Annotated in this window: 17 protein-coding genes and 1 riboswitch; of the genes, 10 read left to right on the top strand and 7 right to left on the bottom strand. The window is 72.0% G+C overall.

Annotated features, from left to right (window positions below; all coding sequences use genetic code 11):
- Positions 1-28: 28 nt before the first annotated feature.
- Complete coding sequence (locus ACFXHB_RS22330; RefSeq protein WP_380576393.1) at positions 29-2,434, bottom strand: ribonucleoside-diphosphate reductase subunit alpha; 2,406 nt, start codon at positions 2,432-2,434, stop codon at positions 29-31.
- A gap of 186 nt (positions 2,435-2,620) precedes the next feature.
- Positions 2,621-2,753: riboswitch (cobalamin riboswitch) on the bottom strand.
- Positions 2,754-3,415: 662 nt separating this feature from the next.
- Between ACFXHB_RS22330 and ACFXHB_RS22335 the strand changes: the two genes are divergently transcribed.
- The 5 genes from ACFXHB_RS22335 to ACFXHB_RS22355 all read left to right on the top strand — a co-directional run bounded on the left by ACFXHB_RS22335 (position 3,416) and on the right by ACFXHB_RS22355 (position 9,715).
- Positions 3,416-4,372 (top strand): hypothetical protein, encoded by a 957-nt coding sequence (locus ACFXHB_RS22335; protein WP_380576347.1) that lies wholly within the window; start codon positions 3,416-3,418, stop codon positions 4,370-4,372.
- A gap of 161 nt (positions 4,373-4,533) precedes the next feature.
- Positions 4,534-5,997: a glycoside hydrolase family 26 protein gene (locus tag ACFXHB_RS22340; protein WP_380576348.1), complete on the top strand. Its 1,464-nt coding sequence runs from the start codon at positions 4,534-4,536 to the stop codon at positions 5,995-5,997.
- Positions 5,998-6,148: 151 nt separating this feature from the next.
- Complete coding sequence (locus tag ACFXHB_RS22345; protein WP_380576349.1) at positions 6,149-6,964, top strand: hypothetical protein; 816 nt, start codon at positions 6,149-6,151, stop codon at positions 6,962-6,964.
- 71 nt (positions 6,965-7,035) lie between these two features.
- Complete coding sequence (locus tag ACFXHB_RS22350; protein WP_380576350.1) at positions 7,036-8,487, top strand: glycosyltransferase family 2 protein; 1,452 nt, start codon at positions 7,036-7,038, stop codon at positions 8,485-8,487.
- A 28-nt stretch (positions 8,488-8,515) separates the two neighbouring features.
- Complete coding sequence (locus ACFXHB_RS22355) at positions 8,516-9,715, top strand: glycoside hydrolase family 113 (protein WP_380576351.1); 1,200 nt, start codon at positions 8,516-8,518, stop codon at positions 9,713-9,715.
- Here the strand turns inward: ACFXHB_RS22355 and ACFXHB_RS22360 are convergent.
- Together ACFXHB_RS22360 and ACFXHB_RS22365 are read right to left on the bottom strand one after the other, a co-directional pair.
- Positions 9,685-11,970 carry an acyltransferase family protein gene (locus tag ACFXHB_RS22360; protein WP_380576352.1) on the bottom strand — a complete coding sequence of 762 codons (2,286 nt, stop codon included), beginning with the start codon at positions 11,968-11,970 and terminating at the stop codon, positions 9,685-9,687. The two genes, ACFXHB_RS22355 and ACFXHB_RS22360, sit on opposite strands and share 31 nt — an antisense overlap.
- A gap of 122 nt (positions 11,971-12,092) precedes the next feature.
- Positions 12,093-12,587, bottom strand: a complete 495-nt coding sequence (locus ACFXHB_RS22365; protein WP_380576353.1) for a GNAT family N-acetyltransferase — start codon at positions 12,585-12,587, stop codon at positions 12,093-12,095.
- 434 nt (positions 12,588-13,021) lie between these two features.
- On the opposite strand from ACFXHB_RS22365, the gene ACFXHB_RS22370 reads away from it, so the two are divergent.
- On the top strand, positions 13,022-13,978 hold the full coding sequence (locus tag ACFXHB_RS22370) for a helix-turn-helix domain-containing protein (protein WP_380576354.1): 957 nt from the start codon (positions 13,022-13,024) through the stop codon (positions 13,976-13,978).
- 86 nt (positions 13,979-14,064) lie between these two features.
- Here the strand turns inward: ACFXHB_RS22370 and ACFXHB_RS22375 are convergent, their stop codons facing one another.
- From ACFXHB_RS22375 to ACFXHB_RS22390, 4 genes are all read right to left on the bottom strand, one after another.
- On the bottom strand, positions 14,065-14,886 hold the full coding sequence (locus tag ACFXHB_RS22375; protein WP_380576355.1) for a histidine phosphatase family protein: 822 nt from the start codon (positions 14,884-14,886) through the stop codon (positions 14,065-14,067).
- A gap of 154 nt (positions 14,887-15,040) precedes the next feature.
- On the bottom strand, positions 15,041-16,654 hold the full coding sequence (mctP, locus tag ACFXHB_RS22380) for a monocarboxylate uptake permease MctP (protein ID WP_380576356.1): 1,614 nt from the start codon (positions 16,652-16,654) through the stop codon (positions 15,041-15,043).
- Positions 16,651-16,920, bottom strand: a complete 270-nt coding sequence (locus tag ACFXHB_RS22385; protein WP_380576357.1) for a DUF3311 domain-containing protein — start codon at positions 16,918-16,920, stop codon at positions 16,651-16,653. The genes mctP and ACFXHB_RS22385 overlap by 4 nt, the downstream gene beginning before the upstream one ends.
- A gap of 317 nt (positions 16,921-17,237) precedes the next feature.
- Positions 17,238-18,029 carry a GntR family transcriptional regulator gene (locus ACFXHB_RS22390; protein ID WP_380576358.1) on the bottom strand — a complete coding sequence of 264 codons (792 nt, stop codon included), beginning with the start codon at positions 18,027-18,029 and terminating at the stop codon, positions 17,238-17,240.
- A gap of 336 nt (positions 18,030-18,365) precedes the next feature.
- Here ACFXHB_RS22390 and ACFXHB_RS22395 point away from each other — a divergent pair, with 336 nt between their 5' ends.
- The 4 genes from ACFXHB_RS22395 to ACFXHB_RS22410 all read left to right on the top strand — a co-directional run bounded on the left by ACFXHB_RS22395 (position 18,366) and on the right by ACFXHB_RS22410 (position 23,152).
- On the top strand, positions 18,366-19,649 hold the full coding sequence (locus ACFXHB_RS22395) for an extracellular solute-binding protein (RefSeq protein WP_380576359.1): 1,284 nt from the start codon (positions 18,366-18,368) through the stop codon (positions 19,647-19,649).
- Positions 19,650-19,739: 90 nt separating this feature from the next.
- Entirely contained in the window at positions 19,740-20,768 is a 1,029-nt protein-coding gene (locus ACFXHB_RS22400; protein ID WP_380576360.1) for a carbohydrate ABC transporter permease, read from the top strand.
- A complete protein-coding gene (locus tag ACFXHB_RS22405) occupies positions 20,765-21,592 on the top strand; it encodes a carbohydrate ABC transporter permease (protein ID WP_380576361.1) in 828 nt (275 codons plus the stop codon). The genes ACFXHB_RS22400 and ACFXHB_RS22405 overlap by 4 nt, the downstream gene beginning before the upstream one ends.
- A 6-nt stretch (positions 21,593-21,598) precedes the next feature.
- Positions 21,599-23,152 (top strand): glycoside hydrolase family 3 protein, encoded by a 1,554-nt coding sequence (locus ACFXHB_RS22410; protein ID WP_380576362.1) that lies wholly within the window; start codon positions 21,599-21,601, stop codon positions 23,150-23,152.
- The last annotated feature ends 229 nt before the right edge of the window (positions 23,153-23,381 follow it).

The following is a 23,381-nucleotide window of genomic DNA, read 5'->3' on the forward strand; positions in this document are numbered from 1 at the left end:
CGGTCGGGCCGGTCGTCGGGGGTGGTGCTCACTGGCAGGCCTCGCAGGACTCGGGGTTCTCCAGGGAGCAGGCCAGCGCGGCCTCCTCCTCCGGGCTGAGGGTCGGGGACGCCACCGGCACGGGCGCGGCGGCGCGGGCGGTGCCCGAGGCGGCCTGGGCGATCCGGGTCGCCGGCCGCGACCGCAGGTAGTAGGTGGTCTTCAGCCCGACCTTCCAGGCGTACGCGTACATCGAGCTGAGCTTGCCGATGGTCGGCGCCGCCATGAAGAGGTTCAGCGACTGGCTCTGGTCGATGTACGGCATCCGGGCGGCGGCCAGGTCGATCAGCGCGCGCTGCGGGAGCTCCCACGCCGTGCGGTACAGCGAACGCACCTCGGCGGGCAGCCAGTTGAGGTCCTGCACGGAGCCGTTGGCGTCGCGCAGCGCGTCCCGGGTCTGCTGGTCCCAGACCTCCAGCTCCTTCAGCTCGCGCACCAGGTACGGGTTGACCTGGAGGAACTCGCCGGAGAGGGTCTCGCGCTTGAACAGGTTGGAGACCTGCGGCTCGATGCACTCGTAGACACCGGCGATCGAGGCGATCGTGGCGGTGGGGGCGATGGCGAGCAGCAGCGAGTTGCGCAGACCGGTCTCGGCGATCCGGGCGCGCAGCGCCTCCCAGCGCTCGGCCCACTGCGGGGCGGCCGAGCCGAAGTGGTCGATGTGCAGCTCGCCGCGGGCGGCGCGGGTCTCGCCGTACGCCTCGTGGCGGCCCAGCTGCTCGGCCAGGTCGGCGGAGCGCTCGTACGCGGTGAGCATGATGCGCTCGGAGATCAGGGTGGAGAGGGTCTTCGCCTCGGCGGAGTCGAAGTCCAGGCGGAGCTTGAAGAAGACGTCCTGCAGGCCCATCACGCCGAGGCCGACCGGGCGCCAGCGCGAGTTGGACGTGCCGGCCTCGGGGGTCGGGTAGAAGTTGATGTCCACCACGCGGTCGAGGAAGGTGACGGCGGTGCGGACGGTGGAGTCCAGGCGCTCCCAGTCCATCGCGTTCAGCAGGTCGGCGGCGGTGGCACCGGCGGCGACGTGGGCGCCGAGGTTGACCGAGCCGAGGTTGCAGACGGCGGTCTCGGAGTCGTCCGTGACCTCCAGGATCTCGGTGCAGAGGTTGGAGCTGTGCACCGTGCGACCGGGCAGCGCGGTCTGGTTGGCGGCGCGGTTGGAGGCGTCCTTGAAGGTCATCCAGCCGTTGCCGGTCTGCGCCAGGGTGCGCATCATCCGGGCGTAGAGGGTCTGCGCGGGGATGGTGCGGACGGCCTTGCCGGCCTGCTCGGCCTTCAGGTATGCCTCGTCGAAGTCGGCGCCCCAGAGGTCGACCAGCTCGGGCACGTCGGCGGGGGAGAACAGCGACCAGTCGGCGTCGGCGTTGACCCGGCGCATGAACTCGTCCGGGATCCAGTGCGCCAGGTTGAGGTTGTGGGTGCGGCGCGCCTCCTCACCGGTGTTGTCGCGCAGCTCCAGGAACTCCTCGATGTCCGCGTGCCAGGTCTCCAGGTAGACGCAGGCCGCGCCCTTGCGCCGGCCGCCCTGGTTGACCGCGGCGACCGAGGAGTCGAGGGTGCGCAGGAACGGGACGATGCCGTTGGACTTGCCGTTGGTGCCCCGGATCAGGCTGCCGCGCGAGCGGATCCGCGAGTAGGACAGGCCGATGCCGCCGGCGTGCTTGGACAGGCGGGCGATCTGGGCGTACCGGGAGTAGATCGAGTCCAGGTTGTCCAGCGGCGAGTCCAGCAGGTAGCAGCTCGACATCTGCGGGTGCTTGGTGCCCGAGTTGAAGAGGGTCGGCGAGGAGGTCAGGTACTCCAGCCGGCTCATCAGGCCGTACAGCTCGGCGACCTCGCGCACCGACTGCTCGCTGTCGCCGACCGCCAGGCCGCAGGCGACACGGAGCAGGAACTGCTGCGGGGTCTCGACGACCTTGCGGGTGATCGGGTGGCGCAGCAGGTAGCGGGACTGCACGGTGCGCAGGCCGAAGTACTCGAAGCGGTCGTCGCCCTCGGGGTCGATCAGCGCGTCGAGGGCGGCGGCGTGCTTGCGGACGAAGTCGGCGGTGCCGTCGCCGATCAGGCCCTCGGCGTGGCCGACCGCGATCGAGTCCGCGAAGGAGACCGAGCCCTGGCTGACCGCCTCGTCGACGATCTCCAGCGCGAGCAGTCGCGCGGCCAGCTTCGAGTACTGCGGGTCCTCGGCGATCATCGACGCTGCGGCGTCCACGGCCAGCCCGCGCAGCTCGGCGAAGTCCGAGCCGGCGTGGCGGCCGCGCAGCGCGGCGGCGGCGACATGGCCGGGGTCCACCTGGGGGAGGTCGGCGCTGCGGTCGGTCAGCAGCCGGAGCAGCGTGCCACCGGGGTCGGACACCGTCGGGTCGACGGGGGCGGAGCTGGAACCCTGGGCGGGCAGGGTGACTGAGGCAGCGGTGGTCAAGGCGCTCTCTCCTGGCGGCGATCGGCGTCGGTGGCTCGGGGCCGGGCCGTTCGGGGCAGGGGAGCACGGCGCGACGACCGGACGGCGTCGCGCGACGGTGGCATCCCCGGCCCGCCCGCGAGGCCCGGAAGTAGTACTGCTGCGGAAGGCCTCTGCGGGGAGGCCGGGCGGCACGCCGTCGCCAGGTATTCGGACTCGCGGGCTCTCTCGGAGCCGCCCGCACACCGCTGCGGGGCAGTCCCGGATTCGCACCGGGTTCCCCTGCGTCGACAGCAGGGACGAGCATACATCTAGTGGTGTCTGCTCGATGCGACCCCACATGTTGTGCGGCATCGCGTGTCGACGTCCTGGTCGGTGGTACCGGCGCGGGCCTGTTCCGGGCCTGCGCCGGGGCTGTTCGGGGCTCCGGGGAGCTGCGGCGACCCGTGCGCCGGGGCCTGTTCCAGGGTGGCTCCAGGGGGCCTTCACGGGCCGCCGTGACGGTTGTCACCGGGTGGCCGCGGCCCGCCGGGTGTCCGGATTCGGGAACGGAATGGTCACCGGGCCGACCTGCCGTCAGGGGCATGCCCTACGATCTCGGCTCATGAGCGAGCGGAGCGAGCGAATCATCAACATCAGCGCGATTCGCGAAGCGACCGCCGAGCGCAGTGAGGTGGGCGCATGAGCGACGGAACGGGCGCGCCCGGGGAGTGGGCCGGTCAGCCCGCCTCGCCGGGTCAGCAGCCGCCCCCTCCCGCCGGGCCGGGGGGCGCACAGAACCAGCGGCAGCCGGGCACGTCCGGACCGCCACCGCAGGGCCCGCCGCCCGTCGGTGGTCCCGTCGTGCCGCCGGCTCCCGCACCGTACCCCGGTGCGCCGCAGCCGGTGCCGCCGGTCCCGGGCGGGTTCGGCCCGCCGCCTGCCTCGTACGGGCCGCCGGCGCCCGCGCCGCAGCCGGCCGTCCCGCCGGTGCCCGCGGTGCCGCAGCCGCCGGTGCACGGCCGGCCGCCCGCGCCGCAGCCGGTCCCGCACCAGCCGCCGCCGGCGCAGCCCCAGCCCCATCCGCACCAGCCGCCGCAGCACCAGTGGCAGCCGCAGCCCCCGCAGCCCCAGCCCCCGCTGCAGCACGCCGAGCCGGACTGGGCCGCCCTCGCGGACCGCAACGAGGCGGAGGCCAGGCGCAAGGGCCGGACCCGGATCATCGGGGCGGCGGTCGCCCTCCTGGTGGTCGGCGGCCTGGTCGCCGGCGGCCTGCTGCTCCTGAACAAGGGCGACGACAGGAAGCCGGTCGCCGAGCCCACCACCACCGCCACGGCGGGCACCCAGCAGCCGGCGCCCACGCCCTCCGGCAAGGCGTCCCCGACGGCCACCCCGAGCGCCACGCCCGAGGACCCGTCGAAGCCGCTCTGGGAGGCCGGCACCGACCCGGCGCCGCAGGACGCGGCGGCGCTCTTCTCGGCGCTCACCGTGACGGTCAACGGCGCCACCTGGAACCGCACCGTGGTCTCGCTCGACTCGCCCTGCTGGGACGGCAACTCCACGGTCGGCGGCCTCGGCAAGATCCTCGGTGACCAGGGTTGCCGCCAGGTGCTCCGGGCCACCTACGTCTCCGGCGACAGCGCCGTGACGGTCGGTGTCGCGGTCTTCGACCACAAGCAGCAGGCCGAGACCGCCGTGAAGAACTACGTCGGCCACCTCAAGGGCGCCGCCGCCCCCGGCTCCCCGGCGTTCTGCACCACTCCGGGCTGCACCAACACCAAGGGCACCCTGGGCCGGTACGGCTTCTTCACCGTGGAGGGCTCCGCCAAGGGCGGCAACACCGCGGACGCGGCCGCGACGGCCGCCGCGGTGGGGTTCGACGAGCACGTGAAGAACCAGCTGCTCCAGCGCACCAAGGCGGCGGGCGGCGCACCGGCCGCCGTCCCGGCGCCCTGACGGTCCGTCCGGGCCCGCGGGAGGCACGCCCCGGCCCGCGGCCGGGGCGGGTCCGCTCGCCCGGGCGCGGGGGAGTGTGACAGGCTCACCGCCTGTCAGTCGTACACGTGTTCCGGTTGTGATGGCGCAGGCCCTGCCGGTCAGCATCCGGAGGAGTGTTCGTGGCCCTGCCCCGCGCGCTGCGTGCCAGACCGGCCGTGCTGGCCGCGGCCGGCGTGGTGCTCGCCGCCGGCGCGGTGGTGCTGGCCGGGCAGGACGGCCGGACCGACGGCGGCCGCCCGGACGATCCGCCCCGGGGCGTGCTCACGCTGGGCGGCGCCGGGCGCGCCCTGGCACCGGAGGTCGGCAGCGAGCTGCTGGCCCGCGACCCCAAGGCCTCGCCCAACGCACGGGCCGTCCAGCAACTGCTCGCCGACCTGGAGCGCCAGGCCCGCTCCGGCCGCTCCGGCGGGACGGTGATCGGCCAGCACGTCGAGGCGCACAACGAGCTCTACAACCCCGAGTACGGGGACTACCGCGGCACCAAGCCGGTCGGCTACTACTACCGGAAGGCCGCCGACATCAGCGGCAAGCTGCCCGGATTCGTCGAGACCGACCTCGGTCCCGGCTACGGCCTGACCGGGTGGGGGGTCGGGAACCCGCGCTCCTACTCGGCGGGCCGGTGGCCGTCCTGCGCGGCCGGCTGGCAGTACACCGACGACGCGGTCGACCTGATGACCGCCGTCTGGTCCGGCCACCCGCGCCCGGACGACGGCACCTACGGGGCGTCCGGCACCCAGCGCAACTGCGACGGCACCACCACCGAGCTGCCCGACAACGGCGGCGGCCCGGCCGGGCTGGTCGGGATGTCCTTCCACCAGCCGTACCCGGGTTCGGACGTCAAGTCCTTCGACCGGGTGCTCTGCTCGGCCTCGCCCGGCGCGAAGGACCCGGGCTGGTTCGCCCGGGTCGTCGACGGTGCCGGGAACACCCCCGAGTACCGCGCGCTGCTGAAGGACCTCTCCTTCCTGGCGGACCACCTGGAGTACCTCGCGGCCCACGACGTGCCGGTGCTGCTGCGCCCGTACCACGAGATGAACGCGGCCGACTGCGCCCGGGGTTTCTGGTGGTCGGGCCGCAAGCCCGCCGACTACCAGGCGCTCTGGCGGATCACCTACCACTACCTGGTGGAGACCAGGGGCCTGCACAACCTGCTGTTCGCCTGGACCCCGGTCTCCTGGGACGGCGCTCCGGGTGTCGATCCCTGGGACTACTACCCGGGCGCGCGGTACGTCGACGTGGTCGGGGTGGACGACTACAGCGGCAGCCCGGCGCACCCGATCGGCACCGGCGAGGTGTGGACCAAGCGCTACTACGACGGCCTGGCCGGCTACGGCAAGCCGCGGATCCTGGCCGAGTCCTTCGCCGTCCCGGTCAACTCCCGTCAGCCGGACACCCTGCGGCGGACCCCGTGGACGGTCTGGACGGTCTGGGGGCAGTCGCTGACGGCGGACAACCTGACCGCTGACCAGCCCGGCAACTCCAACGCCGACGTCAAGGCCACCTACGCCAACGGCCTCGCGCTCACCGGCGGCTCCGGTCCGTTCGGCGCGGACGTCGACTGGAGCGGCCTGCACGTCCGTTGAACCGGCCGGCGTGCCCCGGTGACGTTCGCGACACATCCGTGTCCGGCCTGAACCCGCGGAATTCCTGGTCCGTTCGCGCGTATGGCATCCTGTGCCCCGGAATCGAACGGGTTGAAGCCGGGTGCGCCCGGCAGGGGCGGGGGTACGGGAGATGACACAGACGCGTCCTGACCGCCCGGCCGCCGGACTCGCGGTGGCCTGGGGAACCGCGCTGCTCGGCTGGGCGGTCTACAACTGCTTCTGGCAGGCCGGCTTCACCACCTTCGCCAAGGGGATCTTCTACTACGGCGGCTCCTCGGTGGTCGCCGAGACCGGCAGCCTCAACTTCGCGGTGCTGTACCTCGGTTCCGGCATCCTGCTGCTGCGCGGGCGGGACTGGGCCCGTGGCGTGGTGGTCGGGGTGGCACTGGTCGAGGGCTACAACCGGGTGCGCAGCCTGACCGGTGCGCTGCTGGACGAGCCGCAGCGCCGGTGGTTCACCGGGACCACCGAGGGGTGGCTGAAGCTGGTGACCTTCGGGCTCGGAGTGGCCGTCACGGCGACGCTGGCGGTGCTGCTGATCGGCTCGCTGCGCCGGTCCGGGTCGCGCTGGGCGCCGGCGCCGGGCCCGTGGGCGGCCGCCGGGCAGCCCTCGCCGTTCCAGCCGCTGCCGGCCCAGCAGCCCGGCCAGCTGCACTGGTCGCTGCTGCAGACGCTCCCGCAGGACCAGCCGCCCGGGCCGGCCCGGCCTCCGCAGGTCCAGCCCGCGCAGTGGCCGCAGCAGCAGCCGCCGCAGCACGCCCGGACGCAGCCCGGTTGGGCCCCGCAGCAGGCCCCGCAGCCGCAGCCGCAGACTTCCCCGCCCCGGCTTCCCCCGCAGGCCCCGCAGCAGCCCCACCAGCCCTGGCCGGCCCCGCCGGTGACGCCCGGGCCGGTGACCCCCGGACCGGTCCCGCCGGCCCCCGGGACGCCCCCCTACCCGGGGTAGCACGCAGACCCGCCGGCCCGGTCCGGCGGGGGTGAACGGACAGACGCAACAGACGAGGAACGACTTTCGCCATGACAGCACCAGCACCCGCGCGGACGGTACTGACCACGTCCCGCGAGGCCGCTCGGCTCGCCGACCGGCAGATGTCGTGGAAGCCGCGCATCGTCCCGTTCTACCTGTCGTTCCTGATCATCTTCAGCTTCTCGCTCTGGGCCTACGTGCCCAACCCGACCCCGCTCGGCTGGGCGATCACCATCCTCTGGGGCATGCCGGTCTTCGGCGTGCTGATCGGCTTCCAGGGCGTACTGATGGTCCGCCGCCGGCTGCGCAAGGCGGACCGGATGACGCCGGCGGCGCCGGCCGAGGACGACTACCTGATCGTCCTGGTGCCGACCATCGGCCGGCACGACACCTACCCGGCGCTGGAGCGCTCGGTGCTGTCGTACGTCGACCACCTGCCGGCGTACTTCCCGTGGATGCGGGTGGACATCCTCACCGAGGAGGGCTGCGCGGCCGGCGAGAAGATCGACGACCTGGCCGCCCGCAACCCGCTGATCCGGGTGGTGACCGTCCCGAAGGTCTACCAGACCCCGAACGGGACCAAGTTCAAGGCCCGGGCCAACCACTACTCCCACGAACTGCGGATCGAGGAGGGCGAGGCCGAGGACGACGTCTGGGTGCTGCACATGGACGACGACACCGGGGTCGGGCCGGACACCGCCGCCGCGGTGGCCCAGTTCATCAACCGCCAGCGCCGGGCCGGCGACGACGCCAAGCACATGGCGCAGGGCATCCTGACGTACCCCCGGGAGAACGCCGTCTCCACCTTCACCTGGCTCGCCGACGCGATCCGCCCGGCCGACGACATCGCCCGGTTCCGCGCGATGACCGGCACCGGGACGCCGATCGCCGGGGTGCACGGTGAGCTGCTGCTGGTGCGCTCCTCGGTGGAGGCCACCATCGGCTGGGACTTCGGCCCCGACACCATCGTCGAGGACGCCCAGATGGCGCTCAACTTCTGTGTCCGCTACCCCGGGCGCAGCGACTGGTTCAACGGCCGCTGCTACGGCGCCTCGCCGGCCGGCATGAAGGACTTCCTCAAGCAGCGCGAGCGCTGGGCCTGGGGCCTGGTGGCGCTCTGCTTCAACAAGACCATCCCGCTGCGGTTCCGGCTGTTCATCGGGATGGGCATGGTCAGCTGGGTGCTCGGACCGCTCCAGCACGTCGGCCTGGTGCTGCTGATCGCCTGGTTCACCGGGACGATGAACACCTCGCCGGTGACCCAGTCGGTGGTGCTGATCTGGTCGATCAACTTCGCCTACGTGATCTGGACGTACTGGGAGGGCCTGCGCCTGAACGTGGTGGGTTCCGCCGACCACCGGCGCAAGTGGTGGGAGCCGATGGCGGTGGTCGCGGCCATCCCGCTGTTCTCGCTGCTGGAGGGTTGGGGCGGGATGCGGGGGCTGATCAAGTTCCTGCGCCGCGAGGAGAACAAGTTCGTCGTCATCGCCAAGCCGGCCTGACCGGCGCTCAGGGACTGAAGCCAGAACTATGAAGCGTTTCGTCATCTTCATCCTGCCGACCGCCGTGCTCGGCATCACCGTGGGTGTGCCGATCGTCTGGGGCGACCACCCGATCAAGTTCGACCGCAAGCGCCCGACCGAGGTGCACTGGGCCGGCGCCGCCCACGAGCAGGGCCGGGTCTGGGGCTTCGGCAAGGACGCGCCGCCGGAGGACACCGGGCCCAAGGTGGCCCGGCCGTGGGCGCAGGGCAGCCCGGAGTGGGGCGTCCAGGTGTACTGGCTGGACGACCCCGCCGACCCGGAGAGTTTCGTCCAGGGCAAGGCGGACCGCATCGTCTCGTACGTGGTCGGGCTGAACGCCAACGCGCTCTCGGTGTCGTTCCCGTTCTACACGGTGGGCAGCAAGTCCAACGCGGTCGCGGCCCGGCCGACCACGCCGAGCCCGGAGCGGCTGGCGATCCTGCTGGACACCGCGCACCGGGCGGGCCTGCGCACGACCGTGCGGCCGATCCTGGACGAGGAGTCGCTGAAGCCGGCCAACAACGGCTGGCGCGGCAACATCGCCCCCACCGACCGGGACGCCTGGTTCGCCAGCTACTCGACCTTCCTGACGCCCTACCTGAAGTCCGCCCAGGAGCACGACGCGACCGAGTTCACCATCGGCACCGAGTTCAACTCGCTGGAGGGCGACCCGCACTGGGCCCCGCTGGTGGAGCAGGCGCGGAAGACCTTCCGCGGCGAGGTCGCGTACGACGCCAACTGGGACAACTGGTCCAAGGGCGTCGTCGCGGTGCCGACCGAGCGCACCGGCGTCGACGCCTACTTCCCGGCCAAGTCGGCCGGGGACGACGCCGCGACGGCCGACCTGGCGGCCAGCTGGAACTCCTGGCTGGACAAGCGCGGCAAGGGCCCGCAGCCGACCACCAAGCTGACCGAGGTGGGCATCCCGGCGCAGAAGGGCGCGTACAAGACGCCCGGCGACTTCTACACCAAGCGCGAGCTCAACGAGGCCGTGCAGGCCACCTGGTTCACCGCGGTCTGCCAGGTCGCGCAGGAGCGGAAGCTGGCCGGGGTGTACTTCTGGTCGCTCTACTTCGGCATCGACCCGACCCTGCCCACCAACCAGGACACCCCCCGGATGGACTTCGCCGGCCGCCCGGCCTCCGAGGAGGCGATCCGCGGCTGCTTCGCGCAGACCTACGCCGTTCCCGAGGTCGCGGCCGGCTGAGTGGCCGCCCGGCTCGGGCTCGTGGTGGGCTTGCGGGGCGGGGTGGTGGTGGGCTTGCGGCTCGGGGTGGCGGAGTGGCTCGGGGACGGCTGGTCGGTCGGGGTCGGCTGCTCGGTGGGCGCGGCCGGGGCGGTCGGCGTCGCCGGGGCGGTCGGGGTGCTCCGGGGAGCCTGCGCGGCGTCCTGCGGCCCGCCGGCGGGCCGGACCCCGGCCAGGGCGTCCGCGATCTGCTGCTCCAGCCAGGGCGTCACCAGCCGCATACCGGCCGGCGTGAGGTGCACGCCGTCGGTGGCGGGGGAGACCAGGTGGCCCTCGCGGTCCTTCCAGACGCAGCTGCCGCCGGGGCAGTAGAAGGCGTTCAGGTCGAGCAGCTGGACGGCGCCGCCGGAGGCCTTCACGAAGTCGCCGACCTGCTGGTTGTAACAGGTGCCCCAGGTCTTGTCGATCGCGCCGTTCTGCACCCGCTCGTTCATCAGCAGCACCCGGGCGTCGTGCGCGCGCTCCCGGACCAGGTCCGTCGCCTGGGTCAGCTGGGCGGTGTACCGGGTGCGGTAGTCCTCGTCGCAGGGGTTGAGCCAGCTGCCGTCCAGGTACTGCTCGGCGGCGTCCCAGCCGAGGTGGAGGACGACCGCCTTGGCCTGGACGCCGTCCAGGCTCTTCGCCCAGTGCGAGGTCCGGTCGCGGCACTCGTCGGTGGTGTCGAACTCCACCCGGGAGGTGCCGCGGACCTTCTCGGAGCCGAACACGCCGCAGCCGCTGATGCCGCCGTCGACCACCCGGAAGCGGTCGCCGTGCCGGTACAGGCCGGTGGCGAGGTCCTCGGAGAAGGAGTCGCCGAGCGCGAGCACCAGCGGCTTCTCGGCGGAGCCCGAGCGCATGTCGTGCTCGACCCAGGCGGGCAGGTACCAGGCGCCGGCGGTGGCCGTCAGCGCGGTGGCGGCCAGCAGCGGGATGGTCGGGAACGGCCGCCAGCGCAGCACCCGCAGCCGCTCGGTGCCGGTGTGCAGCAGCCAGGCCAGCGCCCAGGAGACGGGCGCGCCGACGGCCAGCAGCAGCGGCGCGGTGATGTCGTCGACGAAGCGCTGGAGCAGCCAGTAGACCGGCAGGTGCACCAGGTAGAGGCTGTACGAGATGGTGCCGGTGAGGCGCAGCGGGGGCAGCGAGAGCACCCGGACCAGCGGGCCGCGGTCGTGGCAGAGCGAGGCGGCGAGGACGGCGGAGAGCACCGCGACCCCGGCCAGTCCGCCCTGGTAGAGCCAGGGCTGGTGGTAGTTGTCGACACTGAGGCTGGCCAGCACCAGCCCGCCCAGGGCGGCCGTGCCGAGCAGGGTGAGCAGCACCGTGCTCGCCGGTCCCGCGTGGGCCAGCGAACGCCGCTGGGAGCGGGGGCCCGCGTCCGCGCCGTCCTGGGCCCGGCGGCGCAGCCGCAGGTAGACCACGAAGGCGGCGGTGGCGCCGGCCGCGAAGCCGACCGCGCGGGACTCGGTGCCCAGGTAGAGCCGGTCGCTGTTGGAGCCGTTCCACATCAGCGGGGCGACGGCCGCGGCGGCGGCGAACAGCACGCCGGTCACGATGCCGGCGGCCTTGAGCGAGCGGCGGCAGGCCGCGTGGATGAGCAGCAGGAGCAGCGGCCAGACCACGTAGAACTGCTCGGTGATGCTGAGCGACCACATCGCGGCCAGCGGGTCGATGCCGGCGAAGTGCTGCCAGTAGGCGTCACCGCGCTCCAGCTGCGCCCAGTTGGCGACCTGGGCCAGCGCGGCCAGCGCCTGCGGACGCAGTTCCTTCACGTCCTTGAGCGGGCTGAGCAGCGCCGAGACGAGGACCACCGCGAGGACGGTGACCAGCAGGCCGGGCAGCAGCCGCTTGGCCCGCCGGCGGTAGAAGACGCCGAGCGCGATGCCGTCGGTGCGGTCCAGCTCGCGGATCAGGACCAGGGTGACCAGGAACCCGGAGAGGACGAAGAAGGCGTCGACACCGAACAGCCCGTTCTGGAACCAGTTGGTGTGGTAGAGCAGCACGGACGCGATGGCGAGGCCGCGGAGTCCGTCCACCGCCTTGAAGCGCACCGACGGCGGCAGCGGGCGCGGGGGCGCCGGAGGCTCGGCGGGGATCGCGTAGCGGCTGCCGCGCGGGGCGGGGATCCCGCGGGCCTCGCGCATGTCCTGCGGGGTGGGTCCGCCGGGCGCGGAGGGCGCGTCGACGCTGGGCCCGTCGTACATGAGGTGCTGCTCCCCGGATCGATGGGCTGCCACGTGTCTCGATCAGAGGTTTATATCAAAAGAGCGCTTTGATCGTCCGTCGGCGACCGGCGCGGCCACCCGGGCGGGCCCCCGACGGGCCCCCGGGTGGTGCTCCGGTCGCCCCCGACCGTCCGTCAGAAGGCCATGCTGTAGACCATCAGGTTCATCCCCGGGTACGGCGCCCAGTCGCGCTCCGGGGTCCGGAGGAAGCCGACGCGCTCGTAGATGCGGTGGGCGGCCCGCATCTCCGGCCGGGTGGAGAAGGCCATCCCGGCCAGCCCGAGCTCGCGGCTGCGGGCGAGGGCGGAGCGGACCAGGGACTCGCCGACTCCCCGGCCGCGGGCGGCCGCCGCGGTGGCGAGCATCCGGATCTCGCCCTCGTCCGGGGTGGCGATGTCGGCCCACTCGGTGCCGCCCACCGCGAAGGTCACGCAGCCGAGGACCCGTCCTTCGGCCGTGTCGACCGCGACGAGGAGCTCGGCCTCCCGGGACCGGCGGGCGGTGTCGCGCAGGAGGCCGACGTACTGGCTCTCGGGCGAGGTGTACCCGTCGCCGACGAAGGCCTCGACGGTGATGCGGCCGGCTGCTTCGAGGTCCGCTTCGCGGGCCGGGCGGATGACGATGTCCATGCGGTCAGTGTGCCGGAGCCGTCCTCGGCCTCCGGTGCCGGGGCGTGGTCGTGGAGGCCGCCGCCGGCCGCCGCGGGGCGCGGGTCGGCGAGGGCGGTGGCCGGGTCGGCGTCGGGGCGGAGCGAGGCGGCCGGCATGGTGCCGTAGAGCCGGTCGGGCAGGGTCGGGTCGACGGGGTAGCCGCCGGGCCGGTGCCAGTTGTCGCGGCCGTTGGCGGCGCCGCGGTCCACCTCGTGCCCGATCAGGGTGCCGAGCAGGCCGAAGCCGCCGACGGCCCCGACCAGGGCGAGTGCGCTTGCGAGCGTGTCGGAGTCCATGGCTCCACTCTCGCGGCGCCGCCGGGCGGCGACGAGTGGCAGGAATGACCGATCACCTCGAAATCCTGCCATCCGGACCCTTCCCCGCGGACACCCCGGGGAGGCATCCTGGGCGGCATGCTGAAGAACGTGGTCGCCGTGGTGCTGGAGGAGCTCCACCCCTTCGAGCTCGGGGTGGCCTGCGAGGTCTTCGGCCTGGACCGCAGCGCGGACGGCCTGCCCCGGTACGACTTCGCCGTCGCCGGCGCCCACCCCGGACCGCACCGCACCCACGCCGGCTTCACGGTGGACGTCCCCTACGGCCCGGAGCGGCTCGCCGAGGCCGACCTCGTGGTCGTGACGGCCACCGGGGTGCGTCCGCACTACCCGGAGCCGTTGCTGGACGCCGTGCGGGCCGCCGTGGAGGGCGGTGCCCGGGTGCTCTCCATCTGCAGCGGCGCCTTCGTGCTCGGTGCCGCCGGGCTGCTGGACGGCCGTCGCTCGACCACGCACTGGCGGCACACCGAGGGGCTGGCCGCCCGCTTCCCGAGGACCACCGTCGAGCCGGACGTGCTCTACGTGGACGACGACCCGGTGATCACCTCGGCCGGTACGGCGGCGGGCATCGACGCCTGTCTGCACCTCGTGCGCAAGCTGCAGGGCGCCGAGGTGGCCCGCGGGATCGCCCGCCGGATGGTGGTGGCGCCGCACCGGGAGGGCGGGCAGGCGCAGTTCGTCGCCCGGCCGCTGCCCGAGGGGGACGGCGAGTCCCTGGCGCCGCTGCTCGACTGGATGCGCCACCACCTGGACGAGGAGTCCACCGTCGAGCAGTTGGCCGCCCGGGTGCACCTGTCCCCGCGCACCTTCGCCCGCCGCTTCCAGCAGGAGACCGGGACCACGCCGCACCGCTGGCTCACCGGGCAGCGGCTGTTGCTCGCCCAGCGGCTGCTGGAGTCCACCGCCGAGCCGGTCGACGCGATCGCGGCCCGCTGCGGGTTCGGCAACGCCGCCACCCTGCGGCACCACTTCGGCCGCCGCCTGGGGACGACTCCGCTGGCCTACCGCCGCTGCTTCGCCGAGCCGGCCGCCGGTTGACGGGCGGACGGGCGGACGGGCGGACGCCGTCGGCGGCCCGCTCGCCCGCCCGGGCCGCGCCCGGGCCGCCGCCCGCCGCCCGGAGGTCAGCCGAGGGCCAGGTGCCCGGTGTCGTTCCAGCGCGTCGGGCGCAGTCGCCCGCCGTCCGCGCGCCAGAGGCTGGTGGAGCAGTTGCGGACCGGCTCCAGGGCGGTCAGCTGCGCCTCGGTGAGCCGGTCCAGCGCGTAGCGGAGCATCAGCACCGTACAGTCGTGCGCGACCAGCAGGACCGGTCGCCCGGCCTCCTCCGCGCAGATGTCCCGCAGCACGCTGCGCACCCGCAGCGCCACGTCCGCCCAGGACTCGCCGCCCGGCGGACGGTAGTAGAGCTCGCCCATCTTGCGGCGTCTCGCCGCCTCCTCCGGGTGCTCGGTCTCGATCGCGGCCTTCGGCAGCATCTCCAGGACGCCCAGCTCGCGGTCACGCAGCCGTTCGTCGTAGCGGACGGCGAGCGAGACCGGTACCGCGCCCAGTCCGGCGGCCTGGGCCAGCGCGATCCGGGTGGTCTCGGCGGTGCGCTCGTAGGGGGAGCACCAGACGCTGCGCGGGCGGTCGGCGCCGGGCAGGCCGGCCCACCAGCGGCCGAGCGCCTGGGCCTGCTGCCGGCCGTGCAGGGAGAGCGGGATGTCCGCGTCACGGCAGCTGATCGGCACGCTCAGCGCGCCGGCCGCCTCGGCCAGCTGGAACTCGACGTTGGCGGTGGACTCGCCGTGCCGGGTGGCGATCAGCAGGGACGGCAGCGGGCCGGGCGTCGCGGCCGGCGCGGTGTGCGGGGCGGGCGACGCCGGGTAGGGCGCCGTGCCGGCCGGTGGGCCGGCCCGGTGGGTGGACTGGTGCGGACCGTTGAGCGTGGTGCCGAGATCTGCCATCGCCGCTGCTCCCCGTGGGTCGATCAGTTGCCGGCCGGATGCCGGTCCGGTCTGGTGGTGCCCTGCGTGTGCGGCCGTTCATACATATGATCGCGCCGCCTCCTCCAGTGTTCACGGAGGAGGCGGCGCGGTCACAGGGCGCGCGCGGTGCGAATCAGTGCGCCGCCACGGGCTCCGGCGCGTTCTTCAGCTCTTCGTCGCCGGTTTCGGCGCTGTAGTCGCCGGGCCGGGTCTCGTCCGGGCCGTCCGGCGCCTTGACCGCCCGGAGCACCAGGGTGAGCGTCACCGCGACCGCCAGGTTGAGCACGAAGGCGGTCAGGCCGATGTAGCCGAGCTCGCCGATCCCGGGGATCTCGGCGGCGTTCCCGCCGAAGTGCTTGGTGGCCGGGCTGGCGATGTCGTAGGCCTCCCAGGTGCCGTAGATCATGCCGACCGCCCAGCCGGCGAACAGCGCCCAGTGGTGGAACCACCGGGTGAACAGGCCGCCGACGATCGAGACGAAGGTCTGCAGGATCCAGAGCCCGCCCAGCAGCTGCAGGTTGATCGCCGCCTGCTTGTCCATGGTGAGCACGAAGACCAGCGCGCCGACCTTGACCAGCAGCGAGGCGATCTTGGCGACCCGGGTCTCGTCGGCCGGGGTGGCGGCCGGCTTCAGGAACTCCTTGTAGACGTTGCGGGTGAAGAGGTTGGCCGCCGCGATCGACATGATGGCGGCCGGCACCAGCGCGCCGATCCCGATGGCGGCGAAGGCCACGCCGGTGAACCAGTCCGGGAACATGTTCTCGAACAGCTGCGGCACCGAGAGCTGGGCGTTGAACTTCTTGTCGCCCTTGCCGATGCCGGCCGCGATCGCCATGAAGCCGAGCAGCGCCAGCAGGCCCAGCATCAGCGAGTACGCCGGCATGATCGCCATGTTGCGGCGGACCGTGTTGCGGGACTTCGAGGCCAGCACGCCGGTGACCGAGTGCGGGTACATGAAGAGCGCCATCGCCGAGCCGAGCGCCAGCGTGGCGTACGTCCACTGCTTGTTCTCCGGCACCGTGAGCGAGCCGGCCGACTTGGGGGCGCTGAACTTCTCGCCGACCGCGTCGAAGATGTGGCCGTAGCCGCCGAGCCGCATCGGGATGTAGATCACCGCGACGATGATCACGATGTAGATCAGGGTGTCCTTGACGAAGGCGATCAGGGCCGGCGCCCGCAGCCCGGAGGAGTAGGTGTAGGCGGCCAGCACGCCGAAGGCGATGAAGAGCGGCAGGTCCTTGACGAACCAGTTGGCGTTCTCGCCGCCGCCGACGCCCAGCACGTCCAGGACCGCCTGGATGCCGACCAGCTGCAGCGCGATGTAGGGCATCGTGGCCAGGATGCCGGTCAGCGCGACCACCAGGGCGAGCGGCTTGGAGCCGTACCGCCCGCGCACGAAGTCGGCCGGGGTGACGTACCCGTGCACCCGGGAGACCGACCAGAGCCGGGGCAGGAAGAGGAAGACCAGCGGGTACGCGATGATCGTGTACGGCACCGCGAAGAAGCCGGCCGCGCCGGTCGCGTAGACCGCCGCCGGGACGGCGACGAAGGTGTAGGCGGTGTAGAGGTCGCCGCCCAGCAGGAACCAGGTGACCCAGGTCCCGAAGCTGCGGCCGCCCAGACCCCACTCGTCCAGGTGCTGGGCGTTGTCCGCCCGGCGCCAGCGCGAGGCGAGGAAGCCCATCACGGTGACCAGCACGAAGAAGAGGACGAAGACGGTCAGGGCCGGTACGTTGACGCCGTTCATCGCGCGCCACCCGCCTTCCGGGCGGCCTTGCGGGCCTTCTCGTCCCGGTTGATCAGCAGGTAGGCCGCGACCGTGAAGACGGCCGAAGCCGGCACCCAGAGCAATTGGTACCAGTAGAAGAAGGGGACCCCGCCCGCCTCCGGGCCGGTCTTGTCGTACGAGGACACCCAGAGCATCGCGACGATCGGCACGAGCAGGGCGAGCCCGGCCAGCACGCGCTCCGGGGTCACCGCGGGAACGGCTCCCGAGCCCGGTGGCTCGGGCATGACAGATTCAACGGCAGCAGGCTCTGACGACATCTTTCGGCTCCGCTCCAGAGGGCTCACCCCGACGGCGCCGCAGCCCGGAGGTACCGCACGGCCCCCCGAGCCCGCCGAGCAGCACCACTGGTGATCGGCAGTCAGTACGGGTGCGAAATCTAGAGCATGGAGTGATCTGTGTCACCGGGAACGACAGAACTTTCCGCATTCCGGACGTGCCGCGCGCCGGGGCGGCCCCCCGCGCGCCGGGCCCCCGTACCAAAGCACCGGCGTACGCGTACGTACGCCGGTGCCCGGGGTTTCGGTGGAGGAGCGGCCGGAGGCTACTCGGGGCGCTTGAGCCGGGTGATGAACTTGTACCGGTCGCCGCGGTAGATGGACCGGACCCACTCGACCGGGTCGCCGTCCGCGTCGAAGGAGTGCCGGGCGAGCTGGAGCATCGGCAGTCCGAGGTCGGAGCCGAGCAGTCCGGCCTCGCGCGGGGTGGCCAGAGTGGTCTCGATGGTCTCCTCGGCCTCCGCCACCGTGACGGCGTACACCTCGCGCAGGGCCGTGTACAGCGAGTTGTGCTTGGCCAGGTTGCGGCGCAGGGCGGGGAAGCGCTTCGCGGAGAGGTGCGCGACCTCGATGGCCATCGGGTCGCCGTTGGCGAGCCGCAGGCGCTCGATCCGCAGCACCCGCCCGCCGGGCTTGATGTCCAGCAGCGGGGCCAGCCGGTCGTCGGCGGTGATGTAGCCGATCTCGATCAGCCGGGAGGTGGGCTCCAGGCCCTGGGCGCGCATGTCCTCGGTGTAGGAGGTCAGCTGGAGGGCCTGGGCGACCTTGGGCTTGGCGACGAAGGTGCCCTTGCCCTGGATGCGCTCCAGCCGTCCCTCGACCACCAGCTCCTGGAGCGCCTGGCGGACGGTGGTGCGGGAGGTGTCGAACTGGGCGGCGAGTGCCCGCTCGGGCGGGACCGGGGTGCCGGCCGGCTGGGTCTCGGTGAGCTGCAGCAGGTGGCGCTTGAGGCCGTAGTACTTGGGCACCCGCGCGGTGGCGTCCGCGCCGGTCTGCGCCGGGAGGTTCTTCACCTGGGGGTCGTTGACCTGGGCCGTGCTGCCCCCGTCGCTGCTCATCGGACCTGTCTCCCGCTTCTCGCGGGGCCTTTGGGGGCCCCGCCGCATCGTTAACAACTCACATCGTTGCATGTATGGCTACGGAACGAATACCTCATCACGCGATGAACGATGTGCGGTGTCGGCTTGATAACGGGTGGTCCGGATCGGTCGAAGAGCCGTTGACAGGCCCATTGGTCTAGGCCAAGCTCCAGGCATCTGGTCTACACCACTAGATCAGTAACTATGAATCCCCCCACCCGTTCGATGGGGTCGGCGGCACCTTTCCTCCCGCTTTACGTGGGTCTGCCGCAGCCACCCGACGGGGGTCACTCAGGCATCCCTCAGGAGGATGGCGTGAAGCGTCAGCTCATCGCGGCGGTCGGCGTCGCAGCAATGGTCGTCGGCCTGGCGGCTTGTGGTTCGGACGCCAAGAGCGACGGCGACAAGGCCGGCTCGTCCTCGTCCGCCGCCAAGAACTACAGCGGCAAGACGCTCAAGGTGTGGCTGATGTCCGGCTCCGCCCCCAAGGGCTGGGACGACGCGGTCAAGACCGAGTTCGAGACCACCTACCCGGGCTCCAAGATCGAGTACCAGATCCAGGAGTGGACCGGTATCGGCCCGAAGGTCACCGCCGCGCTGTCCGAGGGCTCGGTCGACGTGCTCGAGGTCGGCAACACCCAGACCGCGGGTTACGCGGCCACCGGTGGTCTCCTCGACATCACCAAGGACAAGGCCGCCATCGGCGGTGCCGACTGGAACGCCAACCAGAGCGAGTCCGCGATCCTGGACGGCAAGCAGTACGCCGCCCCGTGGTTCGTGACCAACCGCGTGGTCGCCTACAACAAGGAGATCTGGGGCAAGGCCGGCATCACCGCGCCGCCGAAGACCCTGGACGAGTTCTACGCCGACCTGGACAAGGTCAAGGCCGTCCCCGGCGTCTCCGACGCGATCTACATGCCGGGCCAGGAGTGGTACGTCTACTTCGGTCTCCTCACCAGCGAGGGCGGCAAGCTCGCGAAGAAGGACGGCGACAAGTGGGTCGGCGGTCTGTCGACCCCCGAGGCGCAGAAGGCCTTCGACACCTACAAGGCGCTGCAGAGCCACTCGGTCACCGGCCCCAAGGACGGTGACGAGGCCAAGCCGCAGCAGAAGGACGTCTTCGCCAAGGGCGACATCGGCTCGATCATCGGCCTCGGCTGGGAGATCCCGACCGAGAAGGAGATGCCGAAGGAGAAGATCGGCTACTTCCCGCTCCCGGGCAAGACCGCCGACAAGGCCTCCGGCGTGTTCCTGGGCGGCTCCAACCTGGCGATCGCCCAGGCGAGCAAGAACAGCGACATGGCGAAGGACTTCCTGAAGATCGCCCTGAACGACAAGAACGAGGGCCTGGTCGCCGCCGCCGGCAGCATCCCGAACAAGAAGTCGCTGGACGACAAGGTGGTCGGCGACTTCGCCGCCGCCGCCAAGCTCGGTGCCGCCTCCGGTGGCATCACCCCGACCACGCCGAACTGGGCGAGCGTCGAGAACAACCCGAACCCCATCAAGGAGTTCCTGACCGGCGCCCTGACCGGTGACTACGCCGCCGCTGCCAAGAAGGCCGACGACGAGATCGCCAAGCGTCTGAACGCCAAGCAGTAAGTGGTCGAGCGGCGTCGCTCACCGGCCCCCGGCGGGGGGCCGGTGAGCGGCGCCTGTCCGTCGTGGTCAGGTTGTCAGGAAGAGAGAACGATGGCTGTGCATTCGGAGCGGGTGCAGACACAGTCCCCGGACACAGGGAAGGCTGCTGTGGCCACTATTGAGACGCGCGTCGCCGACGGCGGCGCCAAGGGCACTCCGAAGAAGAGCACCAGAACGGCGGGCGGACCGGGCTTCGGCACGCGGTTCGCCCCGTACCTGCTGCTGCTGCCGGCCACCGTGGTCACCCTCGGTCTGCTGGGCTGGCCCCTGCTGAAGACCGTCCTGGTCTCGTTCCAGAACCTGAACGCGCGCCAGCTCGTCCAGCACCTGACCGAGTGGAACGGCTTCGAGAACTACACCGAGCAGCTGACCAACTCCGAGTTCTGGGCGGTCACCGGCCGGACGGTCGCGTTCACCCTGGTCAACGTGCTCCTGATCATGGTCGGCGGTTCGCTGGTCGGTCTGCTGCTCAACCGCCTCGGCAAGAAGATGCGACTGGTGCTCTCGGTCGCTCTGCTGCTCGCCTGGGCCATGCCGGTGGTCGCCGCGACCACCGTCTACACCTGGCTGTTCGACACCCGCTTCGGTGTCGTCAACTGGTTCCTGGACCAGCTGGGGTGGCACTCGATGGCCGCCTACAACTGGACCGGCAGCCAGTACTCCACCTTCTTCGTGATCATCCTGCTGATCGTCTGGGGCTCGATCCCCTTCGTGGCGTTCAACATGTACGCGGGCCTGACCACCATCCCGAAGGAGCTCTACGAAGCGGCCCGGATGGACGGCGCCGGCCCCGCCAAGATCTTCACCTCGGTGATCTTCCCGAGCCTGAAGCCGTTCTTCCTGGCCACGACCTTCCTTGAGGTCATCTGGGTCTTCAAGGCCTTCACCCAGGTCTACGCGATCAAGGCCGGCGGCCCCGACTCGCTCACCCGGACCCTGCCCGTCCACGCCTTCCTGGAGGGCACCGGCGCCCAGCACTACGGGACCGGCGCCGCGATCGCGGTGCTCACCATCCTGATGCTCGGTGTGCTGATGGCGTACTACTTCCGGATCATTCTGAAGCAGGAGGACGAGCTGTGAGGCGCTCGCTCATCGGACGTACCTGGCCGAACGTGATCGCGCTCGTCCTCTTCGTCTTCTTCATCTTCCCCGTCTACTGGATGGTCATCACCGCCTTCAAGGAACAGAAGGACATCGTCAGCCGGACGCCGGTCTTCCTGCCCCTCGACGCGACGCTCGACCACTTCACGACGGCGGTCAACGCCCCCAAGTTCTGGACGTACGTCACCAACAGCTTCACGGTGACCATCGTCGCGGTGCTGATCTCGCTGGTGATCGCCACCCTGGCGTCCTTCGCCATCGCCCGGATGCGCTTCCGCGGCCGCAAGGCCTTCGTGCTGGTCGTGATGGCCGCGCAGATGGCGCCCTGGGAGGTCATGACCATCGCGGTCTACCTGATCTCCCGCGACAGCGAGATGCTGAACAGCCTCGTCCCGCTGACCGCCTTCTACATGATGATGGTCCTCCCCTTCACCATCTGGACGCTGCGCAGCTTCATCGCCGCCGTCCCGAAGGAGCTGGAGGAGTCCGCGATGGTCGACGGCTGCACCCGCACCCAGGCCTTCGTGAAGGTGATCTTCCCGCTGCTGGCCCCGGGCCTGATGTCGACCTCGCTGTTCGGCTTCATCACCGCGTGGAACGAGTTCCCCCTGGTCCTGATCCTGAACAAGACCGAGGGGCAGACCCTGCCGCTCTGGCTCTCCTCGTTCCAGACCAACTTCGGCACCGACTGGGGCGCCACCATGGCGGCCTCGACGCTGTTCGCCCTCCCGGTGCTGATCCTTTTCGTATTCCTCCAGCGCAAGGCCGTCGGTGGTCTGACCGACGGTGCAGTGAAGGGCTGACGCGACGTGAGCATCCTTGTCCCCACCCTCCCGGCCAGCGACCAGCTGCACCGCGACGCGCTGACCGTCCTCCAGCCCGGTTTCGTCGGTACCGAGCCCCCGGAGTGGGTCCGCCGCCACCTCGCGGCCGGCCTCGGCTCGGTCGCCCTCTTCGACCGCAACGTCACCGGTCTCGACCAGCTCTCGGCGCTGACCAAGGCGCTGCGCGAGGAGAACCCGGACCTCCTGATCGCGATCGACGAGGAGAGCGGCGACGTCACCCGCCTGGAGGCCGGCTCCGGCTCCTCCTGGCCGGGCAACTTCGCCCTCGGCGCGATCGACGACCCGGCGCTGACCCGCGACGTCGCCCGCGAGCTGGGCCGCGCGCTGGCGGCCGCCGGCGTCAACTACAACTGGGCGCCCACCGCGGACGTCAACTCCAACCCGCGCAACCCGGTGATCGGCGTCCGGTCCTTCGGCGCCGACCCGGAGCTGTGCGCCCGGCACACCGCCGCCTGGGTCGAGGGCCTGCAGTCGGCCGGTGTGGCCGCCTGCTCGAAGCACTTCCCCGGACACGGCGACACCGCGGTCGACTCGCACCACGGCCTGCCGGTGATCGACGTCGACCTGGACGTGCTGCGCGCCCGCGACCTGATCCCGTTCCAGGCCGCGATCGCGGCCGGCACCAAGGCCGTGATGACGGCCCACATCATGATCCCGGCGCTCGACCCCCAGCTGCCGGCGACGCTCAGCCCCCGGGTCCTGCGCGACCTGCTGCGCGCGGCCCCGGCCGACGGTGGCCTCGGCTACCAGGGTCTGATCGTCAGCGACGCGATCGAGATGGGCGCCATCGCCGACACCTTCGGGATGGGCGAGGGCACCGTGCTGGCGCTGGCGGCCGGCGCGGACGCGATCTGCGTCGGCGGCGGTCTGGCCGACGAGGAGACCGTGCTGCTGCTGCGCGACGCCATCGTGGCGGGCGTGCGGGCCGGCAAGCTCGCCGAGGAGCGGCTGGCCGACGCCGCCGACCGGGTGCGCGCGCTCGGCAGCTGGGGCCGGATCGCGGCCCAGGGCGAGCGGCTGGAGCCCGACCTGGCGGTCGGCCTGCGGGCCGCCCGCCGCGCGCTGCGCGTGGTCCGGGCCCCGGGCCGGGAGGCCCACCCGGTGACCGAGCGCCCGTACGTGGCCTCGTTCTCCGACGAGCCCAACATCGCCGTCGGCGCGGTGACCCCGTGGGGCGTGGCGGACATGCTGGCCGACCGCTTCCCCGGCACCCGCACCCGGGGGGTCGGCCCCAAGGACGCCGCGCCGGAGCAGCTGGACGCGCTGGTCGCCGAGGTGGTGGCCGGCGCCGAGGGCCGCCGTCTGGTGCTGGTGGTCCGTGACGCCCACCGCTACGCGTGGATGTCCGCCGCGCTGTCCCGTCTGGTGGCGGCCCGGCCGGACGCCGCGGTGGTCGAGATGGGCCTGCCGCAGTCCGAGCCGGTGGGCGCGCTCCACATCGCCACCCACGGCGCTGCCCGGGTCTGTGGCCTGGCGGCCGTCGAGGTGCTCACCGGCCAGTCGGGAGCGATCGGCTGAGGTTCTGCCGGACCGTTACCCCGAGTGCCGGGAAGGTACTCGCGAGCGGGCCCGTCATGCGCATGGCGCATGGCGGGCCCGCTCCGTTTTCCCTCCGTTGACCTGCGGAGTTGTCACCTGTCGGTGTTCCCTCAAATCGGTCTTAAGTCAGCCTTAAGTTCTACTTAGGGTGATGATGCGGCGACTGATCGCCACGCGGTACAACAGGTCTGCAACGTCCTTTGCAGCC

The sequence above is a fragment of the Kitasatospora sp. NPDC059327 genome, from assembly GCF_042752535.1.
In the GTDB taxonomy this organism is placed as follows: Bacteria; Actinomycetota; Actinomycetes; order Streptomycetales; family Streptomycetaceae; genus Kitasatospora.